The organism is Segatella maculosa OT 289 (assembly GCF_000243015.1).
GTDB lineage: Bacteria > Bacteroidota > Bacteroidia > Bacteroidales > Bacteroidaceae > Prevotella > Prevotella maculosa.
Window position 1 is genome coordinate 21,188 of sequence record NZ_JH594508.1, and the last position, 16,862, is coordinate 38,049.

A 16,862-nucleotide genomic window follows, 5' to 3' on the forward strand; every position below is an offset into this window, starting at 1 on the left:
TTCATTTATCGTTCATTAGGTGGTTATCTCACATTTCGAGATAGCCACCTTTTCTATTTTCCACTACAGGCGTTGCACTTTCGCTTCTTTTCCAATGCTCCACAATATGCGATAACAAGGAGACGGATGCTTTTCCCTTTTTATCCGCAAAGGTAGTACGGGGCTTGTGGCTTTCAAAAGGTCTGTGCCGCTTGGTTTGTCTGGAAAATCTCCACACCTACATTTCACTTCGGGTAGTATTTTCCGCCAAAACCTTGTGCAGGCCTCGCCCCGCTACCTTGATTTTGCTACAAAAAGGAATCAGCATACTCCGATCTTTGGACGCATAAAAAAAATGTCGCTATGGATAAGCAAAAAGTAAATACAACATCTTCGATGAACAGAAAAGGATATAGCTCCTCCTCTCATTACCGCATTAACCCTGTGGCTGAAAAAAGTGAGCAAGTGTTGGCAATTAAGTTTGTACAATGGGACGTTCCCCCGTTGGAGAGCCTTTGTAACAGCAAAGTATATCTCCTGCGTATGAAACTCTATCGTGGCGAAATGATGAGCCGTGAGGAAAAGAATTGGCTATGTGAAGCGGTGAACTCAAACACCTATTTCCGTACAGCTGTTCCCCTGCAAGGCTATCGCTTTGACTTCTTTGATGTACTGAAGAAATACCTTATCAATCAGTACGGGCAATGGACAGAGTATTACGCACCCGACAGAACAAGCCTAAGAGCCTACCTATATGGGCGTATCAATCAAATAGTAGAAATCCCAAAATACTAAGCAATATGAAAGGAACAGAACATTTCACACGGACAATAGCCGAGTATCTCAATCAGCGTGCTATGACAGACCCCTTGTTTGCCCCTAACTTGATGAAGCCGAACAAGAATATCGAGGAGTGCATCACCTACATTCTTAATGAAGTGCAGAAAAGCGGTTGCAACGGCTTTGATGATGATGAAATCTTCTCTATGGCTGTTCACTACTACGATGAGGACGATATAGAGGTCGGCAAGGCTGTTTCTTGCCAAGTTGCCGTTAATCACGTTGTGGAACTAACGGAGGAAGAAAAAGCCGAAGCAAGACAGGAAGCCATTAAGCAATATCAGCGTGAGGAACTTGCCAAGTTACAGAGCCGTAACGCACGAGTGAAAAAGACCGAGAACATAGCAACCCAAGTACAACCATCACTATTTGATTTTTAAGCCTATGAAACCGAGAAACAAATTTGAAAAGGCAGTTTTGGAACAAAGCAAGCATCTTCGCCCGATAACCAAGACACAGAGCAAATGGGCATTCCGTGAGTGCATAGACCACTTCTCCTACCGCTTGCCAAAAGGTCGTACCACTTGTATGGATTGTGGGCATAGTTGGGTAATGAACAAACATAGAGAAACTTGCACTTGCCCTCATTGTAGGGCAAAGTTGCAGGTCAAAGAAACCTATGAGCGCAAGTTGCAGCAGAAGCAATATTTCACCATACTTACCACTTGTGGAGAGTTTCAAGTATTGCGTATGTTCCTACTTATTGTGGGTATGGAGAAAGGTTACAAAGCACAGACTTCTATAATTGAGATTGGGCAATGTTGGTGGAATATGCAGGGACGAAAAGCCGTGGTTGCCATACAGAGGGTATTGGGACACTATGTTGATACCTTTTCCTATTATAGTCCTATGGCAATCCGTAACGATAATGAAGCCTATCAGCATATTGCCTACTCACCGATATATCCGAAGTTCAAGGTTACAGACATACTTCGTAGAAATGGTTTTAAGGATAATTTCTATGGTATCGTGCCTACCCAACTTATTCCTGCATTGCTTACAGACAGCCGTGTGGAAACATTACTAAAGGCAGGTAGCACAGACCATTTACGTTACTTTCTTGGCAACAGGAGGACTTTTGAGGAACTATGGCAGTCCTACAAAATTGCAGTTCGTAACGGCTATGAGATAGCAGACATTTCTCTTTGGAGTGATTATGTAGATACACTTAGAAGATTAGGAAAGGATATTCATAATCCAAAGTATTTATGCCCCACAGACCTTAAAGGCGAACACGACCGCAGGCACGAGGAACTTCTCAAACTGCGTGAAAGGGAGGAGATAGAACAGAAGCAGCAGAAGGCAATCGAAGATGAGAAACGCTTCAAGGAACTCAAATCCAAGTTTTTCGGTATCTGTTTTACAGATGGCACAATCCAAGTCCACGTATTGGAGAGCGTGCAGGAACATTTGGAAGAAGGTGTATCAATGCACCATTGCGTATTTTCTAATGCATACTACCTTAAGGAAGACTCCCTTATCCTTTCGGCTACCATTGAAGGCAAGAGAATAGAAACTATTGAAGTATCATTACGGACATTGGAAGTGGTGCAAAGTCGTGGAGTGTGCAACAAGAACACAGCATATCACGAGCAGATAGTAAACCTTGTGAATGCCAATCGAGGTCTTATAAGCCGAAGAATGAAAGCAACAGCATAAAGTATGAACCATTAAATTATCAGAGATATGAAGACAGAGATTGAGGACATCATCTACAACTATGCGGATGAATTGAAAATTGGCGGACAAGGTGAAAGCCAAATACTGCATATTCTCATTAGGGTTATTAATTAACCATATCCAAATCTACAGAAGAGGTTTGTCAGTTTCTTCAAAAAGGGTCTACCTTTTCGGCAAAAAAGGTAGACCTTTTTAATTGAAAAGGTAGACCCTTTTGACGAAAAAGGTAGACCCTTTTCTGATAATAGGTAGATAGTTTTACTCATTTAGGTGAACCCCTTTGCGAAAAAGGGTTGATAAGTGTCAAAAGAAATATGTGCTTTTCTTGGAGATAATCAAGAAATTTCTTACCTTTTTGATATAAATCTATTAACAAGTTGAGGAGGATAAAGCCCCAGCCTCCAAAGGCTTAACAATCGGGGGCAACACTAATGACTATGGCGAACAGACCCATTGCTTATACGCTAAAGGAGCGTAAAGGAACAGTTGGAAATTTGAAAGGGAAAATCGTTGTGCAGGCTCATCCTACAGGACGAAAGAGAGTTGATCATCGTAGTTTCTGTGATGAAGTGGCACACGCTACAACGTTCACAGGTGCAGAAGTCGAGGCTGTTCTCAGACTTGCAGCTGAGATAGCAAAGAAGCACGTTGAGAACGGAGACATTGTAGACTTCGGAGACATCGGGACACTTACACCTTCTTTCCAGAGTAAATTGGTTGAGAAGGGAAAAACGGAGTTCAACCCAAAGGTTCATATTACGAAACCTGTGGTACATCTCACCCCTTCAAAGAAGTATTTTACACTTACTGGCGTGAGCTACGAACGTGTTTCAGCACCTGACAAGAAGTCTGGTGAGGAACATCCCAATCCAGGACCTCAGCCAGAACCGCATCCATAAAATAAGATGTATGTGTGATTGCTAACTATAAAATTGATGCGTGGAGACGATGTACTCCACGCATCAATTTTATTTAGTAGTATGACTACTATTTTACAAATCCATTCTTATAAAAGTCATACCAAGCTGCAATCTTTTCCGAGGTATTGGCTTTCAGAAGTAAGAGCATTTCACGAGTGAACTCCAAGTGACCAGTAATATTTGCTGTAACGATGTTTTTATCACTTACAGCCTGTGCGTTCACATATCCTGTTTCGTTCGTGTATCTTTCACCACCCCATTGTTTAAGTTGGTCGAGACCATTACCCGTATGTTTTACGTTGTTCAAGAAGCCATGAGCACACAGAAACGATGCTCCGTTGCATATCGCTCCTACTATTTTACCCTTATCCAATGCTTCTTGTACCAATGGCGCAACAAGTTCTGCTTCAGGTGAATCCCATCGATTGCCACCGATAAGGACTAAGGCTGCATAGTCTTTGGGCATATTCTCAAAAGAATAATCAGGTAACGTTTTGAATCCACCAATGGAACAGACTGCATCTAATGTCGGAGCAACTGTATGCACTCTGTACTTGATTTCACTACCTGGTATTACGCCAACATGAAGGGCTGTAGAGAGAAAAGCACCTTCCCAATCTGTGTACTCATTCAATAAGACGAAGAGTACCTTTTTTGTTTCTTTATTCATTGCTTATCCTATTTAATCGTAATACAAAGTTACAATTTTTCAGCAAAATAGAAACAACATCATAGGAATAATTCTTGGTTTAATATAGTCAGATGATAAAGAACAACGCAAACTCAACCTTTCGGCGTTTGACTAACCCATTCAAAACTTTACCCTTATATCGGCAAAACGAAACATACTCCCAATAGAAGTTTCTATCTCCAGCCTCTATCTTTCGCAGTAGCTTACTCTTTGGGTGCTTACCATATCCAAGCAATCGCCCTACACCCACATTGTAGGCAAGCAAGGTCAGCAGCAGGGCATCCTTACCATACCCTTTGAAGTGTTCAAAGCATTTCCAAAGGTCGGCACGGAGCAGGGAGTCTGCCTGCCGTTCCGTCATATCCGCTGTGAAACGCTCTCCTGGTTGCAGCTGATGCCCATATCCAACATACGGATAATTCTTCCAGCCGTGCATACCCTCAAAGTATTTCACTACGACAACTGCACGCTCAAAAGGTGGCAAGTCTGCCAGCCGCACCCTGCGCTGGGCAAGGGTCGGCTGACAGAACAGGCAGAATACACAAAGTAAAATGAAAGCATTTATCGTTCGCATCAATTATGGTCTTAGTGGCGAGAAGATGCAGGCTTATCCTTGCCCTCTTCCCGCTCGTTGTTAAAACTAAAGGTCAGCTGCTGAACCCTGCCGAAATTATCCTCCACATATACATCAATCGTCTGACGGTCAGATGACAACGAAGTGTAGTACAAGCGGAACACATCCTTCGTCAGCGGATAGCGGTCGTTAGGCTTGAACACCATACCGTTATCATTTCTTAGCAAACCTTTGCCATCAGACTGGAAATAACGTATCGTATAGCGAGTGTCGGCAAACTCACCGCCTCGCTTCAGCGTGCAGCGTATCTCAGCCGTCTGCCCCCTTATGATGTCCTTCTGAACCGGCATTGTCTCCACCGTAAACGGATAAGACTGCTGAACATCCAAATCCCTATCACAAGCAGATAGGCAAAACACGGCAAGGGTCAGCACACCCATTACCCATATCGTATTCAATATCTTCTTCATCTTTTCTTCTACTTAAAAGTTAAACCTTAGTCCTGCTGAAACAGCCGGACGGAAACGATGCACGTCCGTTCCAAATAGGAAACGTCCCTGTGCCTTTACAAGAAAAAGAACCCTGTCCGTGAGGAACACTTCCACCGAGCCATGCACGGCACCGCCATAGACAAAGCGAGAGCGGTCGAGCAGTGTCGCCCCATCGGGCAGCAGCTTTTTGTCCTCATTCAGTTGCTCATAGCCACCCAAGGCGGATATGCCGCCATAAAGAAACACGTTTTTACCTCTATCGAAAAGAACGGGGTGCATATAGCCCACCTGCAAGAGTGCATCCTTGAGTTTTACGTTATAATCTCGGTACGGAATATTCTGCTGTTCATACTCTGCCATAACAAAGGTATAGTTCTCACGACCCAGATAACGGGTGAGTGATGCTCCCATGCCGAAATTGTCAGCTGCAAGGAACTTTTCTCCCTTGATAAGCGGAGCACTCGCTACGACCTCTATGCCCCTTTGCTTGGGGATAAGTCGCTGTGCCTGCGATGGCAAGCTAAAAGCCATTGCCACCACTGCACAAACCGATAAAATGATTTTCTTCTTCATAATGTCTACCATTTCAGTTTGAGGTTATCAATCTTCTTTGCCAGCTGCAGGTCTTCTGCCGTTACATGGAAGGTCAGTGTACGACCGCCATTTTTTTCATAGAGTGTCACTTCAAGCTGCTTGTCTTCTGCAAGAGAGAACTGCTCGAGCGCAAACACAGCGTGTTCACTGCCCATGCCACGCACCTGCATTACCTGATGATAGGCACGAAGCGGCTGCAACACCTGTTCCTGTATAGCGGTGCGCTTTGCCATCTTCTTATCCACCACCTTAAAGGTGATGAAATCCACTGAGTACGGCATGTTTGTGCCGTTTTCCATACGAATGTGGAAATACAGCAAGCCGTTATGGGCATACAAGCCACGAAGCAGGAACTTCATGCCGAACTGCTGTGCACCGATATGCTTGATAGTACGCTTGTCGTTCTGATAGATAGTTTGCATCATCAGCTTTACTAATACGGGTGACTCGTTACCAAGTTCCTTAAAGTAAATGTCAGAGCGGTTGCTTGGCAGCCTGCCTTCCGTCGTGGAAAGAAAGTCTTTCATCTCTATGCTGAGCTTCTCCGGCTCATCGGCATACTTTACGTTGAAAGCATAGAAAGAGCCGTCCTCACAGATGACACTCATATTTGTCTCCGTTTCAAAATCCTTCACCGAAGCCTTTACACGCAGTACGTTCTCAGCATCCTCCGCTTTCCCTGCGATGATGTTCTGTGAACCTAAGTCTACATAGCGGATAGCAGAAGGGAAGATAAGATGCACGGTCTTGTCAAAGGTAACGTCAAGACCATACGGTAGTACGACACGCCCCGTTGGTATGGCACGGCTCATACCTTGAAAAAGTTCGTCCGAAGTAAGCGGACGGCATGGTGTCAGACCATCATTGTTTTCCTGTGCTGTGGCTGTTGCTCCCACCATGGCAAGCATAGCCATTGATAAAATAATTTTCTTCATTGTTCCTTTTTTATTTGATGTTATTTTTTACTTATCATTTTCGATTGTTTTATTTGCTCTGAACCAAGAAAAGGCGGTAGCCACCCTTGAGCGTAACCTTGATAGTACGCAGTTTCTTCTGAAGCAGCTGACTTGCGCCCTGCATCACCCCGCGGGCAGCCTCGGAGATAATCTGCTCCTTGGCAGAGGAAACGAAGGTAAAGGAGGTTCCCATTGAACCACCGATGTTCGCCCCGACTTCCTTAAGCGCATTGATATCCTCCGAACCTGGGATATACACGCCCTCCTGTCCGTCTATATCGTATGCCGAGAGCTTGACGGCTATGATATGTCCGTCCACCTCAATGCTTTTGACAAGCAGGTGCATACGGTTACCCTCAATCTTAGCGACGGCTATCAGTCGGCTCTGTCGTGGAATACGCAAGCCCTGCACTTTGGCACTTTCAAGCAGACGGAGCACGACATTATCACCCTCTTTGAGCGTCGTTGTCCTGTCCACCACCACTTTGAGTGTGTTGCGCATCGTGGGTGCAGCCGCACTTGCGAGCGAATGGAAGCCCAAGTTGCGTGCTTTCGTGCCATACTCCTTGATGAAGTCAGCATCGCTCATCGGCTGCCCCAGTGAGGACACTACCTGTTTGCGTTCCGCCAAGATTTCCATTGCAGGCAAGTCGGCCGAACCTCCGCTTATATTACTGCCCATACTCTGACCTTTGTTCGTTGCCGTTTGCCCTTTACCCTCGGTAAAGTCATTACCCAAAGATGGTGGAACGGCAGAAGCCTTGGGAAGATACTTCGCTGCCATTTGATAGCTCTTTTCCATCAAGGCAAGCTGTCGTTTCTCTTCATTGTCCTCCTTGCTGTCTTTGGCAGAGAGTTCCTTTTTAAGGTTATCTATCTCCGAGCGCAAGGCTTCACGCTCCTGCTCGTGTAGATCGGGAGCGTAAAAGGAGTTCAAAAGGCGATTATTCTCCTCATAGCGATGCATAGAGTTTTCTATCTTTGCCGTAGAAGCAGCTGTCTCTGCACGCTGCTCCTCTGATGGAGCAGTGTTCTGTGCGAAATAGTCCGACAGCCTGCCCATCTCCTCGCGGGTCTGTTCCTCCTCGTGTGCCTTGTCGCCTAATTCATAGGCTTTGAGCTTGTTTTCGGTGAGCTTTTCTGTCGTTGCCTGCGGGATGCTGTCATTGAGTCCCTGCTCCGCTGCAGTCTTATCCTTGCCCGACGGTGCGAAGATAAACCACATCGAGAGGGCAAACAGCAGTCCTAATCCTCCGAAGACCAAGCCTTTCTTCATTTGTTCTTTCTGTTTATTATCCATTTTCCTTGAGTGTTTGATGATGTTGTAGGTAAAAATTGCCGTGTAACTCTTGTAAAGTACTGTCCGTCCGTATCGGACTGTCCGTCAGCTTTCCCATGGGGATGGGTAGTTTCTCCTTCTTTGGAGGAAGGAAAAACTGCGCTATCATCCAAAGCGAGCAGAGCAGATAGATGAAACTCAGCCCATAGACGATTTCCTTTCTCTGCCTTATCGTGAGCCGTTCACACCGATGGCGGAGCCACAGGTGAAAGCGCAGATAGTGACGTGAGAGTAAAAAGTTTCTTTTCCTTGCCATAGCCTTATCGTTTATAGGTCTGTATATCTCGGTTTTCCTTTACAAGGAAGTTCTCCATAAGAAAACCTTGCGGGTTATTGTCCGAACGGACAGAATTCTGCAGCGTACAGGTTGTAACAAGACTGCGCTCTGTAACGTTACTCTGACGGACGATAAACTCCCTTGCATAGGTCGTTACCGCATAAGGGTAAGTATTAAAGTTGCAGTGGATAGAGTCCACCTCTATGCGCTGATTGACATTACCCGATATGGCACGGTTATAATAGCCCTTCTCTGCCAAGTCTTTGTAATAGTTGAAAGCCGACTTGTCACACAGTACGAAGGCACGTTCCATATTCTTCTCAATGGCATCCTTGTCAGGCGCAATGGTGAAGAACAGCTCATGGAAACGACGTACATGCTCCCTTGCCTCTACGGGACGATTACGACTTGCATCCTGACTGAGGGCAAGCATGAGCGACTTACCCTGGTCAAGCACATAGATTTTCTCCCGTTGCTCCTTGGCGAAGCTGTACGAGGCATAGACGGCATAACCGCTTACTGCCACGCAGACGATGGCAAAGACAAAGGCATAGAGTCTTATCTGTCTGAATGAGGTCTCGATATTACCAAGTGATTTGAATTCCATTTTTTCTTTCCTTTTATAGCTGTTGATGAATTAAGCATTATTGCTCCATTTCTATTTTCCTTTAAGCAGTGCACCCTTGATACGTCCACCGACATTTCCGATGACCGACCCGGCACCTGCTGCGGCATATCGTCCGCCCGTGTAGGCACTTTGTGCACCGCGCTGTGCGGCTTGATTGACATTGCGACCATAAGAGCCGATACCGCCTCCTGCTTCGATAATCCAGCCTGCAACGGTGGGAACGCAGAAGTAACCTACGATACCGATAAGGAAGAAGACGATGTAGTACCACGTCCCCGAATCAGGCAGGTAGTTGGGGTCACTGAGCGCTTCGATGTCCTTCTGTACCATCAGCACCTGTATCTTGGTGAGCAGAGCTGTTAAGATAGAGCTGACAGGCAGCCACAGGTAGACAGAGATATAGCGTGAGAACCAAGCCGTGAGCGAACCCGACAACCCGTCCCATACGGCAATGCCGAAGACTATCGGACCGAGAATGGCAAGGACGATGAGTATGAAGGTGCGCAACGTGTCGATGATAAGCCCCGCGGCATGGAACAGGAGTTCCAAGAGGTCGTGTACCATTTTCATCACCCACTGCTTGGTCTGATAGGCAGCACGCTCGGCATACATACCCGCTATCGTCACGGCATCTTCAGGTCCGATGATACCCATCTCCTCTATCTTTTGGTCGAACTTCTCGTTGGATACCAAGTAGGCTGTTTCGGGATTGCGCAGGTAGGCTTCCTCCTGCAGACGGTTACGTTTGGCGGTAAGCTCCGCCAAGTTGGTCTCCTGTTGGTGCACCATGCTTTCCGTTCCCTGCACTACGGGCGAGAGAACGGCATTCATCGTACCCAGTACGACTGTCGGGAAGAACATGATGCAAAAGCCCAGCACGAAGGGACGGAGAAGCGGAAAAACGTCTATCGCCTCGGCACGGGCAATGGAAGCCCATACCCGAAGGGCAATATAAAAGAGTGCACCCAAGCCTGCAATACCCTTGGCAATGCCTGTCATCTGGGCGCAGAGCGGCATCATCTCATCATAGGTTGAGCGGAGCAGCTCATGTAAACTGGCAAAATCCATAAGCAAAAGTGTTTTATGAAAGTTCTTTCAAGTTCTTTTTTTGTCTGTGGATTTACCAATATCTGCTTGCCGTATTGCCGTAGAGTGCCTTGACAGAGGCAAGGTTGTTCTTCTCCCTTGCACGCACGTAGCTCACGGAGATGTTCTTTCTTGTGTAATACGACACGAGCGAGCGGTTTTCCCTAAGCGTGGTATAAATGCGGTCGATTGCCTGCATACGCTCGTGGTCGTTCATGGAGAAGACATTACTCTTGACGATGGACTTTAGTTCTTTGAGACTCTCACCGCTCTGTTCCAAGAGCTTGGCATAGCCCGAAGCCATCGCAGCAAGTTCTGAAGGGCGGAAATTCTTGTCCGAAAGCATCTTCTTATACGAGGTGACGTAAATCTCCGAGATGTCACCCACCATAAGGATGCACTCTTTGACCTTATAGGCATCACCAATCAAGTTGTTCACCTTCTTGAGTGCATCGTAATACTTCTTGGTGTCGTTGTAAAGTTTCTCCACCTCCTTAAAACCGTCAAGGGTATTCTTCACCGTCTTCGAGGCAGTTGCTATCTCCTTAACCGAATTGACGATGTTGCCGGCAAAATTGCCAGGGTCGGTTACTACCCACTGTGCGTGGGCTTTGGGAACAGAAAGGCTCAATCCTAAGAGAGCCATGAAAATGTACTTTTTCATTGTTACTATAGTTTTGATGGTTTGTACTTATTTCTTTTTATTGTTTCTTTTCTCTATGGCAAGCTGACGGATAGCCGTTTCGATATCCCCACCAAGCTGTGCAGCCCTGTTCATCACCTCCACTTTCTCGGTTTCCTCCGTGGTGTAGGTGAGGTATTCCTCCATGCTCACCTCCGTGGCATAGACGGCACTCTGCATACCGCCCAAACCTATCCACACTTCCTTGTAGAGTCGGTTCGGGTCATTGTTCTGGTTGATGGAGAGTATCTGGCTCTTTTCCTTTTCCGAAAGACCGAGCATCGCCTGTATGCCGTCGAACTTGGTCATGTACTTGCGCTGGTCAAGCAGTATCTTGCAGTCAGAGTTATTAATAATACTTTCCTTGACAATGGGCGACTGGATGATGTCGTCCACCTCCTGTGTTACGACAATGGCTTCCCCGAAATACTTTCTCACCGTCTTATAAAGGTACTTGATGTAGTCCGCCATGTTTGCCGAAGCGATGGCTTTCCACGCTTCCTCAATGAGTATCATCTTGCGGATACCCTTTAATCGGCGCATCTTATTGATGAAGGCTTCCATGATGATAATCGTTACCACAGGAAAGAGGTCCTTGTTGTCCTTCACTTGGTCGATTTCAAAGACGATGAAGCGTTTGGAGAGCAGGTCGATGTTCTTGTCCGAGTTCAAAAGGAAATCATATCGACCACCACGATAGTATTGCTTCAATGTAGTCAGTAGATTGTTGATGTTGAAGTCCGAAAGCGTTACCTTGATGTCTCGCTTTTCCATATCCTTGCGGTACACGTCCCGCAGATACTCATAGAAAGTATTAAAACAGGGGGTAACACTGTGGTCAGCACAGATCAACTCGATATAGGAGTTTACGGCTGACCCAAGTTCGCCTGCCTCGGTCTTAGTGATATGTTCGTCGGCACTCTTCCATAGCGTGAGCAGCAGCGTACAGATACTCTCCCTTTTCTCTACATCGAAGAAGTAATCGTCCGTATAAAAAGGGTTGAAGGAAATCGGACTTTCATTGGTATAGGTGAAATACACGCCGTCCTCGCCCTTGGTCTTGCGGTGGATAAGTTCACACAATCCTTGATATGAGTTACCCGTATCAACCAAGAGGACGTGCGCCCCCTGCTCGTAATATTGGCGTACCATGTGGTTGGTGAAGAAAGACTTGCCACTGCCCGAAGGTCCCAAGATGAACTTGTTACGGTTGGTGATGACACCTTTCTTCATCGGCAAATCCGATATGTCCAGATGAACAGGCTTTCCTGAAAGACGGTCTGCCATCTTGATGCCGAAGGGAGAGAGTGAATCCTTGTAGTTCGTCTCTGCCGTAAAGAAGCAGAGGGCAGGCTCGATGAAAGTATAAAATGACTCTTCTGCAGGAAAGTCTGCCGCATTGCCGGGTATGCCTGCCCAGTAGAGCGTTGCCGCATCAATGGTATTATGGCGAGGGTGGCATTCCATAAGAGCAAGTGCAGAGCCTACGTCATTCTTGATTTGGCGAAGTTCTTCCTTATCGCTGCTCCATGCCAATACGTTGAAGTGGGCACGGATAGAGGTCAATCCCTGTGAGTGGGCAATATTGAGATACTCCTGTATCCATTCCTCGTTGATTTGGTTGCTACGGCTGTAGCGTGCCAGCGAGTGCATGTTCCTTGCCTGCTTCTCGAAGCGTTCCAAGTTAGCGTCGCTGTCCTCGATGAAGAGGTACTGGTTATAGATATGGTTGCAGGGTAGCATCAACCCTACTGGCGAGGCAAAGGACAACCTGCAATCCGAGCGGTCGGTGGACAGTCGCTCATATCGGCTGTCCGTGCTTACTGTTGTCGGCAGGTCGTCCGTGTCGGAGAGTGTGTGTAGACAAAGCATATTGTCGCCCACGCGCACAAGATCTGCGCCCAGACGGATGTCCTCCAAAGACGCATGCCCTTCTTCAGATAGAGAGAAATACCTGTCGAGTAGTCCGCCCTTTTCATTTGTGCCTACCAACTCGTCTTCTGTCATGCGGACAATCCTTATCTGCTCGGTATCGTTGATGATACGCTCGAACTGGTCTACGGCTTCCATAAACTTCATCACCTCCTCCTTGTTGGTGATTTCCTTGGGTAACAGATGTCCACGGCAGAGCGAAGAAAAGTTGCTCTGCTGTGCCATACGCTGCTTGTTGGTCTTGGTCAAGAAGAGATAGACCGAGTGGTGGAGATAGGGACGCTCGTTGAAGTGCCTTTCGGAGGAACGGGCAAGGAAGCTCAGTCCGCCATCGGAGAGTTTTCCTTGGTAGTCCTCCTTAATGAACCAGTCCTGCTTGTGTACGATGCTGTAATTGGGTAGCACTTTTATAGCCTTATGCCAGGCAGAGTGCATCGCCTCATATTCGGCAGAGGTGACAGTGAAGAGTTCGGGCAGCTCCACACGGAAAGCTACCGTGATGTCAGCGTCCTTGCTCACCATACATCCCTGCTCTATGGAGAGTAGTGGGAACTTCGATTCCAAGGTCGTTATCTTGCTTTTGTTTCTCATTTCTTCGCTTTCTTTGGTTGAAGATTACGGATAAGGTGGCAGACCGTACGGCGGTTCACAAGGTAGCGTGGGTGCATACGTACTGCTCCTTTCTTCATCAGTCCGTATTGCCCGTACTTTCTATTCATGGTGAACGTTTGCCACACCACTATGGTGGCACCCACTACACCTATGACAAGACAGGCTATCTGACTGATGCCGCAGAGATAGAGAATGACCACGAGAATGAAGACTGCCAGCAAGCCTCCTGCAAAGAGGAAGAGGTACTGTGCCTTCAAGCCCTTGAACTCCACCGTCCGACCTACACCCTTGTTGATTTCAAATGCTGCCATCGCCTTACAGGAAGAAACTTCTCAGAATTGTGGCAGCCACAATGAGAAAGATACACGCACCGAACCAAGAGGCTGCGGTCTTGCTCGTATCGGGGTCACCACTTGAGAACTTGTTGTACACTTTTATTCCTCCTATCAGACCTACCACAGCACCGATAGCATAGATAAGCTTCGTTCCGGGATCAAAATAGCTTGTTACCATCTTTGTGGCTTCATTGATACCCGCCATGCCGTTGCCTTGTGCGTATGCTCCTATGGCAGTAGCCGTCAGCAGGAACAGCATTGTGATTTTCTTTTTGTTGTTCATTGTTCTTTTTATTTTATGTTGTTAATGATAAATCTTTGATGGGAGGAGACGGTGGAACTGGCTCTGTCTTATCGTATGGGATTGTTTTACCAGTGAGCCGCTTCGGCCGTTGCTCCTTCCCTGTTTGCAATATGGATTGTTTTACAGATAGTAGGAAAGCGGCTTTTCTTCCGTCGTTCCCTCGTTATTGTTTTCTTTGTCTGTCTCAGGGGCAGAAGTCATTTTTGTATCATTCTCCTGCAACTCCGTTTCTTCGACCTTGCGGATGGCAGCGAGTAGTTTTTGATGGTCTTGCTCCTGTCCGAGTGCGACTTCTTTCATGTATTCCATGAGCTCAGTCCCTCGTATCGCTTGCAGCGTTTCGTGAACCTCCGTTTCGTTTTCCTCATCGAGTGCATCATCATTCCTGTGCCAACCGTTGACACGGATAATGTCCCTTGCGAGGATACTGGACGGTGATACTTCGGGCTGAGAATCGTCTGCGATCAGGCTTTCACCTCGTCCGCCGATTTCCAATTGCAGTTCCTCACGGGCTATGGTGTCCTCATCTGGTTCGTCCATCGTATAATCGACATCCATCTCATTGTCGTCTTCATCTGCGGCAGTTCCCGACTTTTCGGTTGTATCCTGCCCTGTTTGGGTATTTTGCCCTGCAAAAGTATCAGGATTTTTGGCTGAATTTTCAGACGAGGAAATGGCGGGAACTTCAGGGATAGACGGGGAAGTGAAAGGTTTGCTCCTGCCTACTAGAATATGGCGGGCACAGTCTATTTGCTCTTGGGAAACAGAAGGTTTGGAACTTGCACTTTGCTTGTCGGCTTTCATTTCTTCAGTGTCTTTTCTTGGTTTTATGTTCAAACCTTGAAACAAACTCCAAAGGTATGCGATGCCCAAAATCACCCAAACAACACCCAAGAAAAGGAGAATATCTAAAAGAACAGTTTCCATATTCACAGGTATAAGGTGTTTTTTAATTTCTGCTTGTCTGCAATCTCATTGATAAGCTCCTGATGGGCTTTGAGGTGATTGGTAAGGATATTCTCTATGTAAGCCGTCAACGTCGTTTCCGCCTTTGTATCGCGGAGAACATTGCGGAGTATGGTTAAGGTCTCTGTGTTGATCGTGAACCCCGATTTGTTTCGGGATCGCCTTGGAATAAAGAACTTGGCTTTGTAATCCTCCCATTGTTCCTCTGTGCTCTGCAGCATAAAATCAGCAAGGTAATCAGTCTCTGCCAAATCCTTGCGGTCTTCCATAAGATGCTGAGTTCCGGACGCTGTTTTCTTTACCTGAGTGGGATTGTCCGTATTGTCTTCCTTGGTGTTTCTGTCTCTTATGTAAACCTGAAAGAAAATGACACTGCAATATACAATCAGAAGAATATTGCTGAATACCAAGAATAAAATCAGAAAATCGTTTGTTGTCATAATGCTATATTGTTATGGTTGTTTTACGCCGTTGTCTTGCCGTGGCATTGTTGAGCAGTTCCTTATGCTCCCTGAGGTGCTCACGGAGAATGTTGTCTATGTAAGAAGCCATCGATACCCGCTCACCCAAGTCTTGCAGCACGTTCCTTAGTACCTGCAAGGTCTCCACATCCATCGTGAAGGCTGTCTTTTCGCGGATACGGACAGCGTGAAAATAGCGTGTACGGTAATCATCCAATGAGAGCGCGGGAGTCTCATGGGGCATTTCCCTTGTCCTTTCCGCATTCGTTTCTTGGAGAAGCGAAGTTTTCCCTTGAACCGGCCTAACCTCCTTCGCCTCTTGTGGCTCGTTTTCTCCATCCTCATTGGGCGGGTCGAAGGCAAGCGTTTCCTTGGGCTTTCCTTTCATCACGCCGTCCTCCGACATCTCCTTGAGCTTGGCTTCCAATATTTTCCTCCGTTCGTCAATCCGTGCCATCGCCCGCCTCCTTCTTTAGTCTGATATGCGTAAGCAGGCTGTCAATCATCTCATCCAGCCCCGTGCCGGCACGCAGGGCTTTGCTTGGCGCAAGGTAGGTGGAACGGAATGCTCCACGGAAACCGTATTGTTCCAGCTCGTGACTGAAACGGTGGGCGGCATAGACATGCTCGTCAAACAGCGTGTAGCCCTCGTTCCTGATGTATTCGCTGTATTTCTCAATCAGCGTACTCTTTACCCTCCTGTCCACCTTGTTCCAAAGGAGCATGACATCCTTGATGCGTGCCCCGGTCATAGAAACTCCCAGGTCCTGCATGGTCTTGGCATAGGCAAGGCAGGAGACCATTGACTGCACATCTGCCTCGATGGGTGAAAGGATATAGTCCATTTCAAGTGAGAGTTCCAGAAGGTCGCTCGTCCCCGCATGCCCGGGAAAGTCGAAGACCACCAGATCGAAGCGTTTCTTGGAATTTTTGCGGATATGTTCTTCAGCTTTGGCGATGGCACTCTTCGGGTCTGCCTTAAGCACACGGTAGGAGACACGCCCCAGTGCAGAGAAATAGTTGTTCATCTGCTCGGAGACCAAGGGATCACCCTCAACAAAGGTCTTCTCCCTTTGGCGGAGCTTGTAAAAGGAATCCTGCGACAGGTCGCAGTCCACGATGAAGAGTTCGATGCCTTTCTCATAATAGAGGATGCTACTGACGATTTCTGCCAGCGTGCTTTTTCCGACACCTCCCTTCTGGGAGGAAAAGCCCAGAAAGATGGGCGATGAGTTTGTCTGTTCCATTGCGATAGATATTTTTATTTGTTGAACTGTCTTTTGGGCGATATGCCGTTTGAACGTTTGATTATTCGATAGAACAACTGATTGTTTATTTTGTCGTTTGTCTTACTAACCTATCGGTCATTCGATTTATCAATCATTTGGTCTATCAACCTTTCAGCTTGTCGAGAGATCGAAATGTCGAGAAATCGACATTTCGAATTGTCGAACTATCGATAAATCGAACAATCTGTTTCCCGAACTTTTTATCGTCCTTTTGAACGTTTGTTCG

General features: G+C 46.8%; 21 protein-coding genes. 4 read left to right on the plus strand and 17 right to left on the minus strand.

The features are described 5' to 3' along the window. Positions 1–342 precede the first annotated feature (342 nt). The 4 genes from HMPREF9944_RS10030 (at position 343) to HMPREF9944_RS10050 (ending at position 3,398) form a co-directional block, all read left to right on the plus strand. On the plus strand, positions 343–774 hold the full coding sequence (locus tag HMPREF9944_RS10030; protein ID WP_008566127.1) for a hypothetical protein: 432 nt from the start codon (positions 343–345) through the stop codon (positions 772–774). A 5-nt stretch (positions 775–779) separates the two neighbouring features. Beyond that, positions 780–1,199, plus strand: coding sequence for a PcfK-like family protein (locus HMPREF9944_RS10035; RefSeq protein WP_008566128.1), 420 nt, complete (start codon positions 780–782; stop codon positions 1,197–1,199). A 4-nt stretch (positions 1,200–1,203) separates the two neighbouring features. Continuing rightward, positions 1,204–2,478, plus strand: coding sequence for a PcfJ domain-containing protein (locus HMPREF9944_RS10040; RefSeq protein WP_008566129.1), 1,275 nt, complete (start codon positions 1,204–1,206; stop codon positions 2,476–2,478). Positions 2,479–2,936: 458 nt separating this feature from the next. Further along, positions 2,937–3,398: an HU family DNA-binding protein gene (locus HMPREF9944_RS10050; RefSeq protein WP_004384181.1), complete on the plus strand. Its 462-nt coding sequence runs from the start codon at positions 2,937–2,939 to the stop codon at positions 3,396–3,398. A gap of 88 nt (positions 3,399–3,486) precedes the next feature. Here the strand turns inward: HMPREF9944_RS10050 and HMPREF9944_RS10055 are convergent, their stop codons facing one another. The 17 genes from HMPREF9944_RS10055 to HMPREF9944_RS10135 all read right to left on the minus strand — a co-directional run bounded on the left by HMPREF9944_RS10055 (position 3,487) and on the right by HMPREF9944_RS10135 (position 16,594). Next, positions 3,487–4,089, minus strand: a complete 603-nt coding sequence (locus tag HMPREF9944_RS10055; RefSeq protein ID WP_006045095.1) for a type 1 glutamine amidotransferase family protein — start codon at positions 4,087–4,089, stop codon at positions 3,487–3,489. A gap of 88 nt (positions 4,090–4,177) precedes the next feature. Then, a complete protein-coding gene (locus HMPREF9944_RS10060; protein WP_008566134.1) occupies positions 4,178–4,684 on the minus strand; it encodes a glycoside hydrolase family protein in 507 nt (168 codons plus the stop codon). 11 nt (positions 4,685–4,695) lie between these two features. Next, complete coding sequence (locus tag HMPREF9944_RS10065) at positions 4,696–5,154, minus strand: DUF3872 domain-containing protein (RefSeq protein ID WP_008566135.1); 459 nt, start codon at positions 5,152–5,154, stop codon at positions 4,696–4,698. Between the two features lie 12 nt (positions 5,155–5,166). Then, a complete protein-coding gene (locus tag HMPREF9944_RS10070) occupies positions 5,167–5,760 on the minus strand; it encodes a conjugal transfer protein TraO (RefSeq protein WP_044113641.1) in 594 nt (197 codons plus the stop codon). Further along, positions 5,754–6,704 (minus strand): conjugative transposon protein TraN, encoded by a 951-nt coding sequence (traN, locus tag HMPREF9944_RS10075; RefSeq protein WP_008566137.1) that lies wholly within the window; start codon positions 6,702–6,704, stop codon positions 5,754–5,756. Before traN ends, HMPREF9944_RS10070 begins: the two co-directional genes overlap by 7 nt. 49 nt (positions 6,705–6,753) lie before the next feature. Then, a complete protein-coding gene (gene traM / locus HMPREF9944_RS10080) occupies positions 6,754–8,025 on the minus strand; it encodes a conjugative transposon protein TraM (RefSeq protein ID WP_008566139.1) in 1,272 nt (423 codons plus the stop codon). Next, positions 8,018–8,320 carry a hypothetical protein gene (locus tag HMPREF9944_RS10085; protein WP_008566141.1) on the minus strand — a complete coding sequence of 101 codons (303 nt, stop codon included), beginning with the start codon at positions 8,318–8,320 and terminating at the stop codon, positions 8,018–8,020. The genes traM and HMPREF9944_RS10085 overlap by 8 nt, the downstream gene beginning before the upstream one ends. 4 nt (positions 8,321–8,324) lie before the next feature. Next, positions 8,325–8,948 (minus strand): conjugative transposon protein TraK, encoded by a 624-nt coding sequence (gene traK, locus HMPREF9944_RS10090; RefSeq protein WP_004353758.1) that lies wholly within the window; start codon positions 8,946–8,948, stop codon positions 8,325–8,327. 51 nt (positions 8,949–8,999) lie between these two features. Then, positions 9,000–10,037 (minus strand): conjugative transposon protein TraJ, encoded by a 1,038-nt coding sequence (traJ, locus tag HMPREF9944_RS10095; RefSeq protein WP_008566146.1) that lies wholly within the window; start codon positions 10,035–10,037, stop codon positions 9,000–9,002. Positions 10,038–10,089: 52 nt separating this feature from the next. Beyond that, positions 10,090–10,719 (minus strand): DUF4141 domain-containing protein, encoded by a 630-nt coding sequence (locus tag HMPREF9944_RS10100; RefSeq protein WP_004353763.1) that lies wholly within the window; start codon positions 10,717–10,719, stop codon positions 10,090–10,092. A 27-nt stretch (positions 10,720–10,746) separates the two neighbouring features. Beyond that, complete coding sequence (locus HMPREF9944_RS10105; protein WP_008566148.1) at positions 10,747–13,260, minus strand: TraG family conjugative transposon ATPase; 2,514 nt, start codon at positions 13,258–13,260, stop codon at positions 10,747–10,749. Further along, on the minus strand, positions 13,257–13,592 hold the full coding sequence (locus HMPREF9944_RS10110) for a DUF4133 domain-containing protein (RefSeq protein WP_008566149.1): 336 nt from the start codon (positions 13,590–13,592) through the stop codon (positions 13,257–13,259). The genes HMPREF9944_RS10105 and HMPREF9944_RS10110 overlap by 4 nt, the downstream gene beginning before the upstream one ends. A gap of 4 nt (positions 13,593–13,596) precedes the next feature. Next, the gene (locus tag HMPREF9944_RS10115; protein WP_004365152.1) at positions 13,597–13,899 is read right to left on the minus strand and encodes a DUF4134 domain-containing protein; all 303 of its coding nucleotides are present in this window, start codon (positions 13,897–13,899) and stop codon (positions 13,597–13,599) included. Positions 13,900–14,040: 141 nt separating this feature from the next. Then, positions 14,041–14,847, minus strand: coding sequence for a hypothetical protein (locus HMPREF9944_RS10120; RefSeq protein WP_008566150.1), 807 nt, complete (start codon positions 14,845–14,847; stop codon positions 14,041–14,043). A 2-nt stretch (positions 14,848–14,849) separates the two neighbouring features. Beyond that, complete coding sequence (locus HMPREF9944_RS10125; protein ID WP_008566151.1) at positions 14,850–15,326, minus strand: DUF3408 domain-containing protein; 477 nt, start codon at positions 15,324–15,326, stop codon at positions 14,850–14,852. Between the two features lie 4 nt (positions 15,327–15,330). Beyond that, complete coding sequence (locus tag HMPREF9944_RS10130; protein WP_008566152.1) at positions 15,331–15,804, minus strand: DUF3408 domain-containing protein; 474 nt, start codon at positions 15,802–15,804, stop codon at positions 15,331–15,333. Next, positions 15,791–16,594, minus strand: a complete 804-nt coding sequence (locus HMPREF9944_RS10135; RefSeq protein ID WP_008566153.1) for a nucleotide-binding protein — start codon at positions 16,592–16,594, stop codon at positions 15,791–15,793. Before HMPREF9944_RS10135 ends, HMPREF9944_RS10130 begins: the two co-directional genes overlap by 14 nt. Positions 16,595–16,862: the final 268 nt, after the last annotated feature.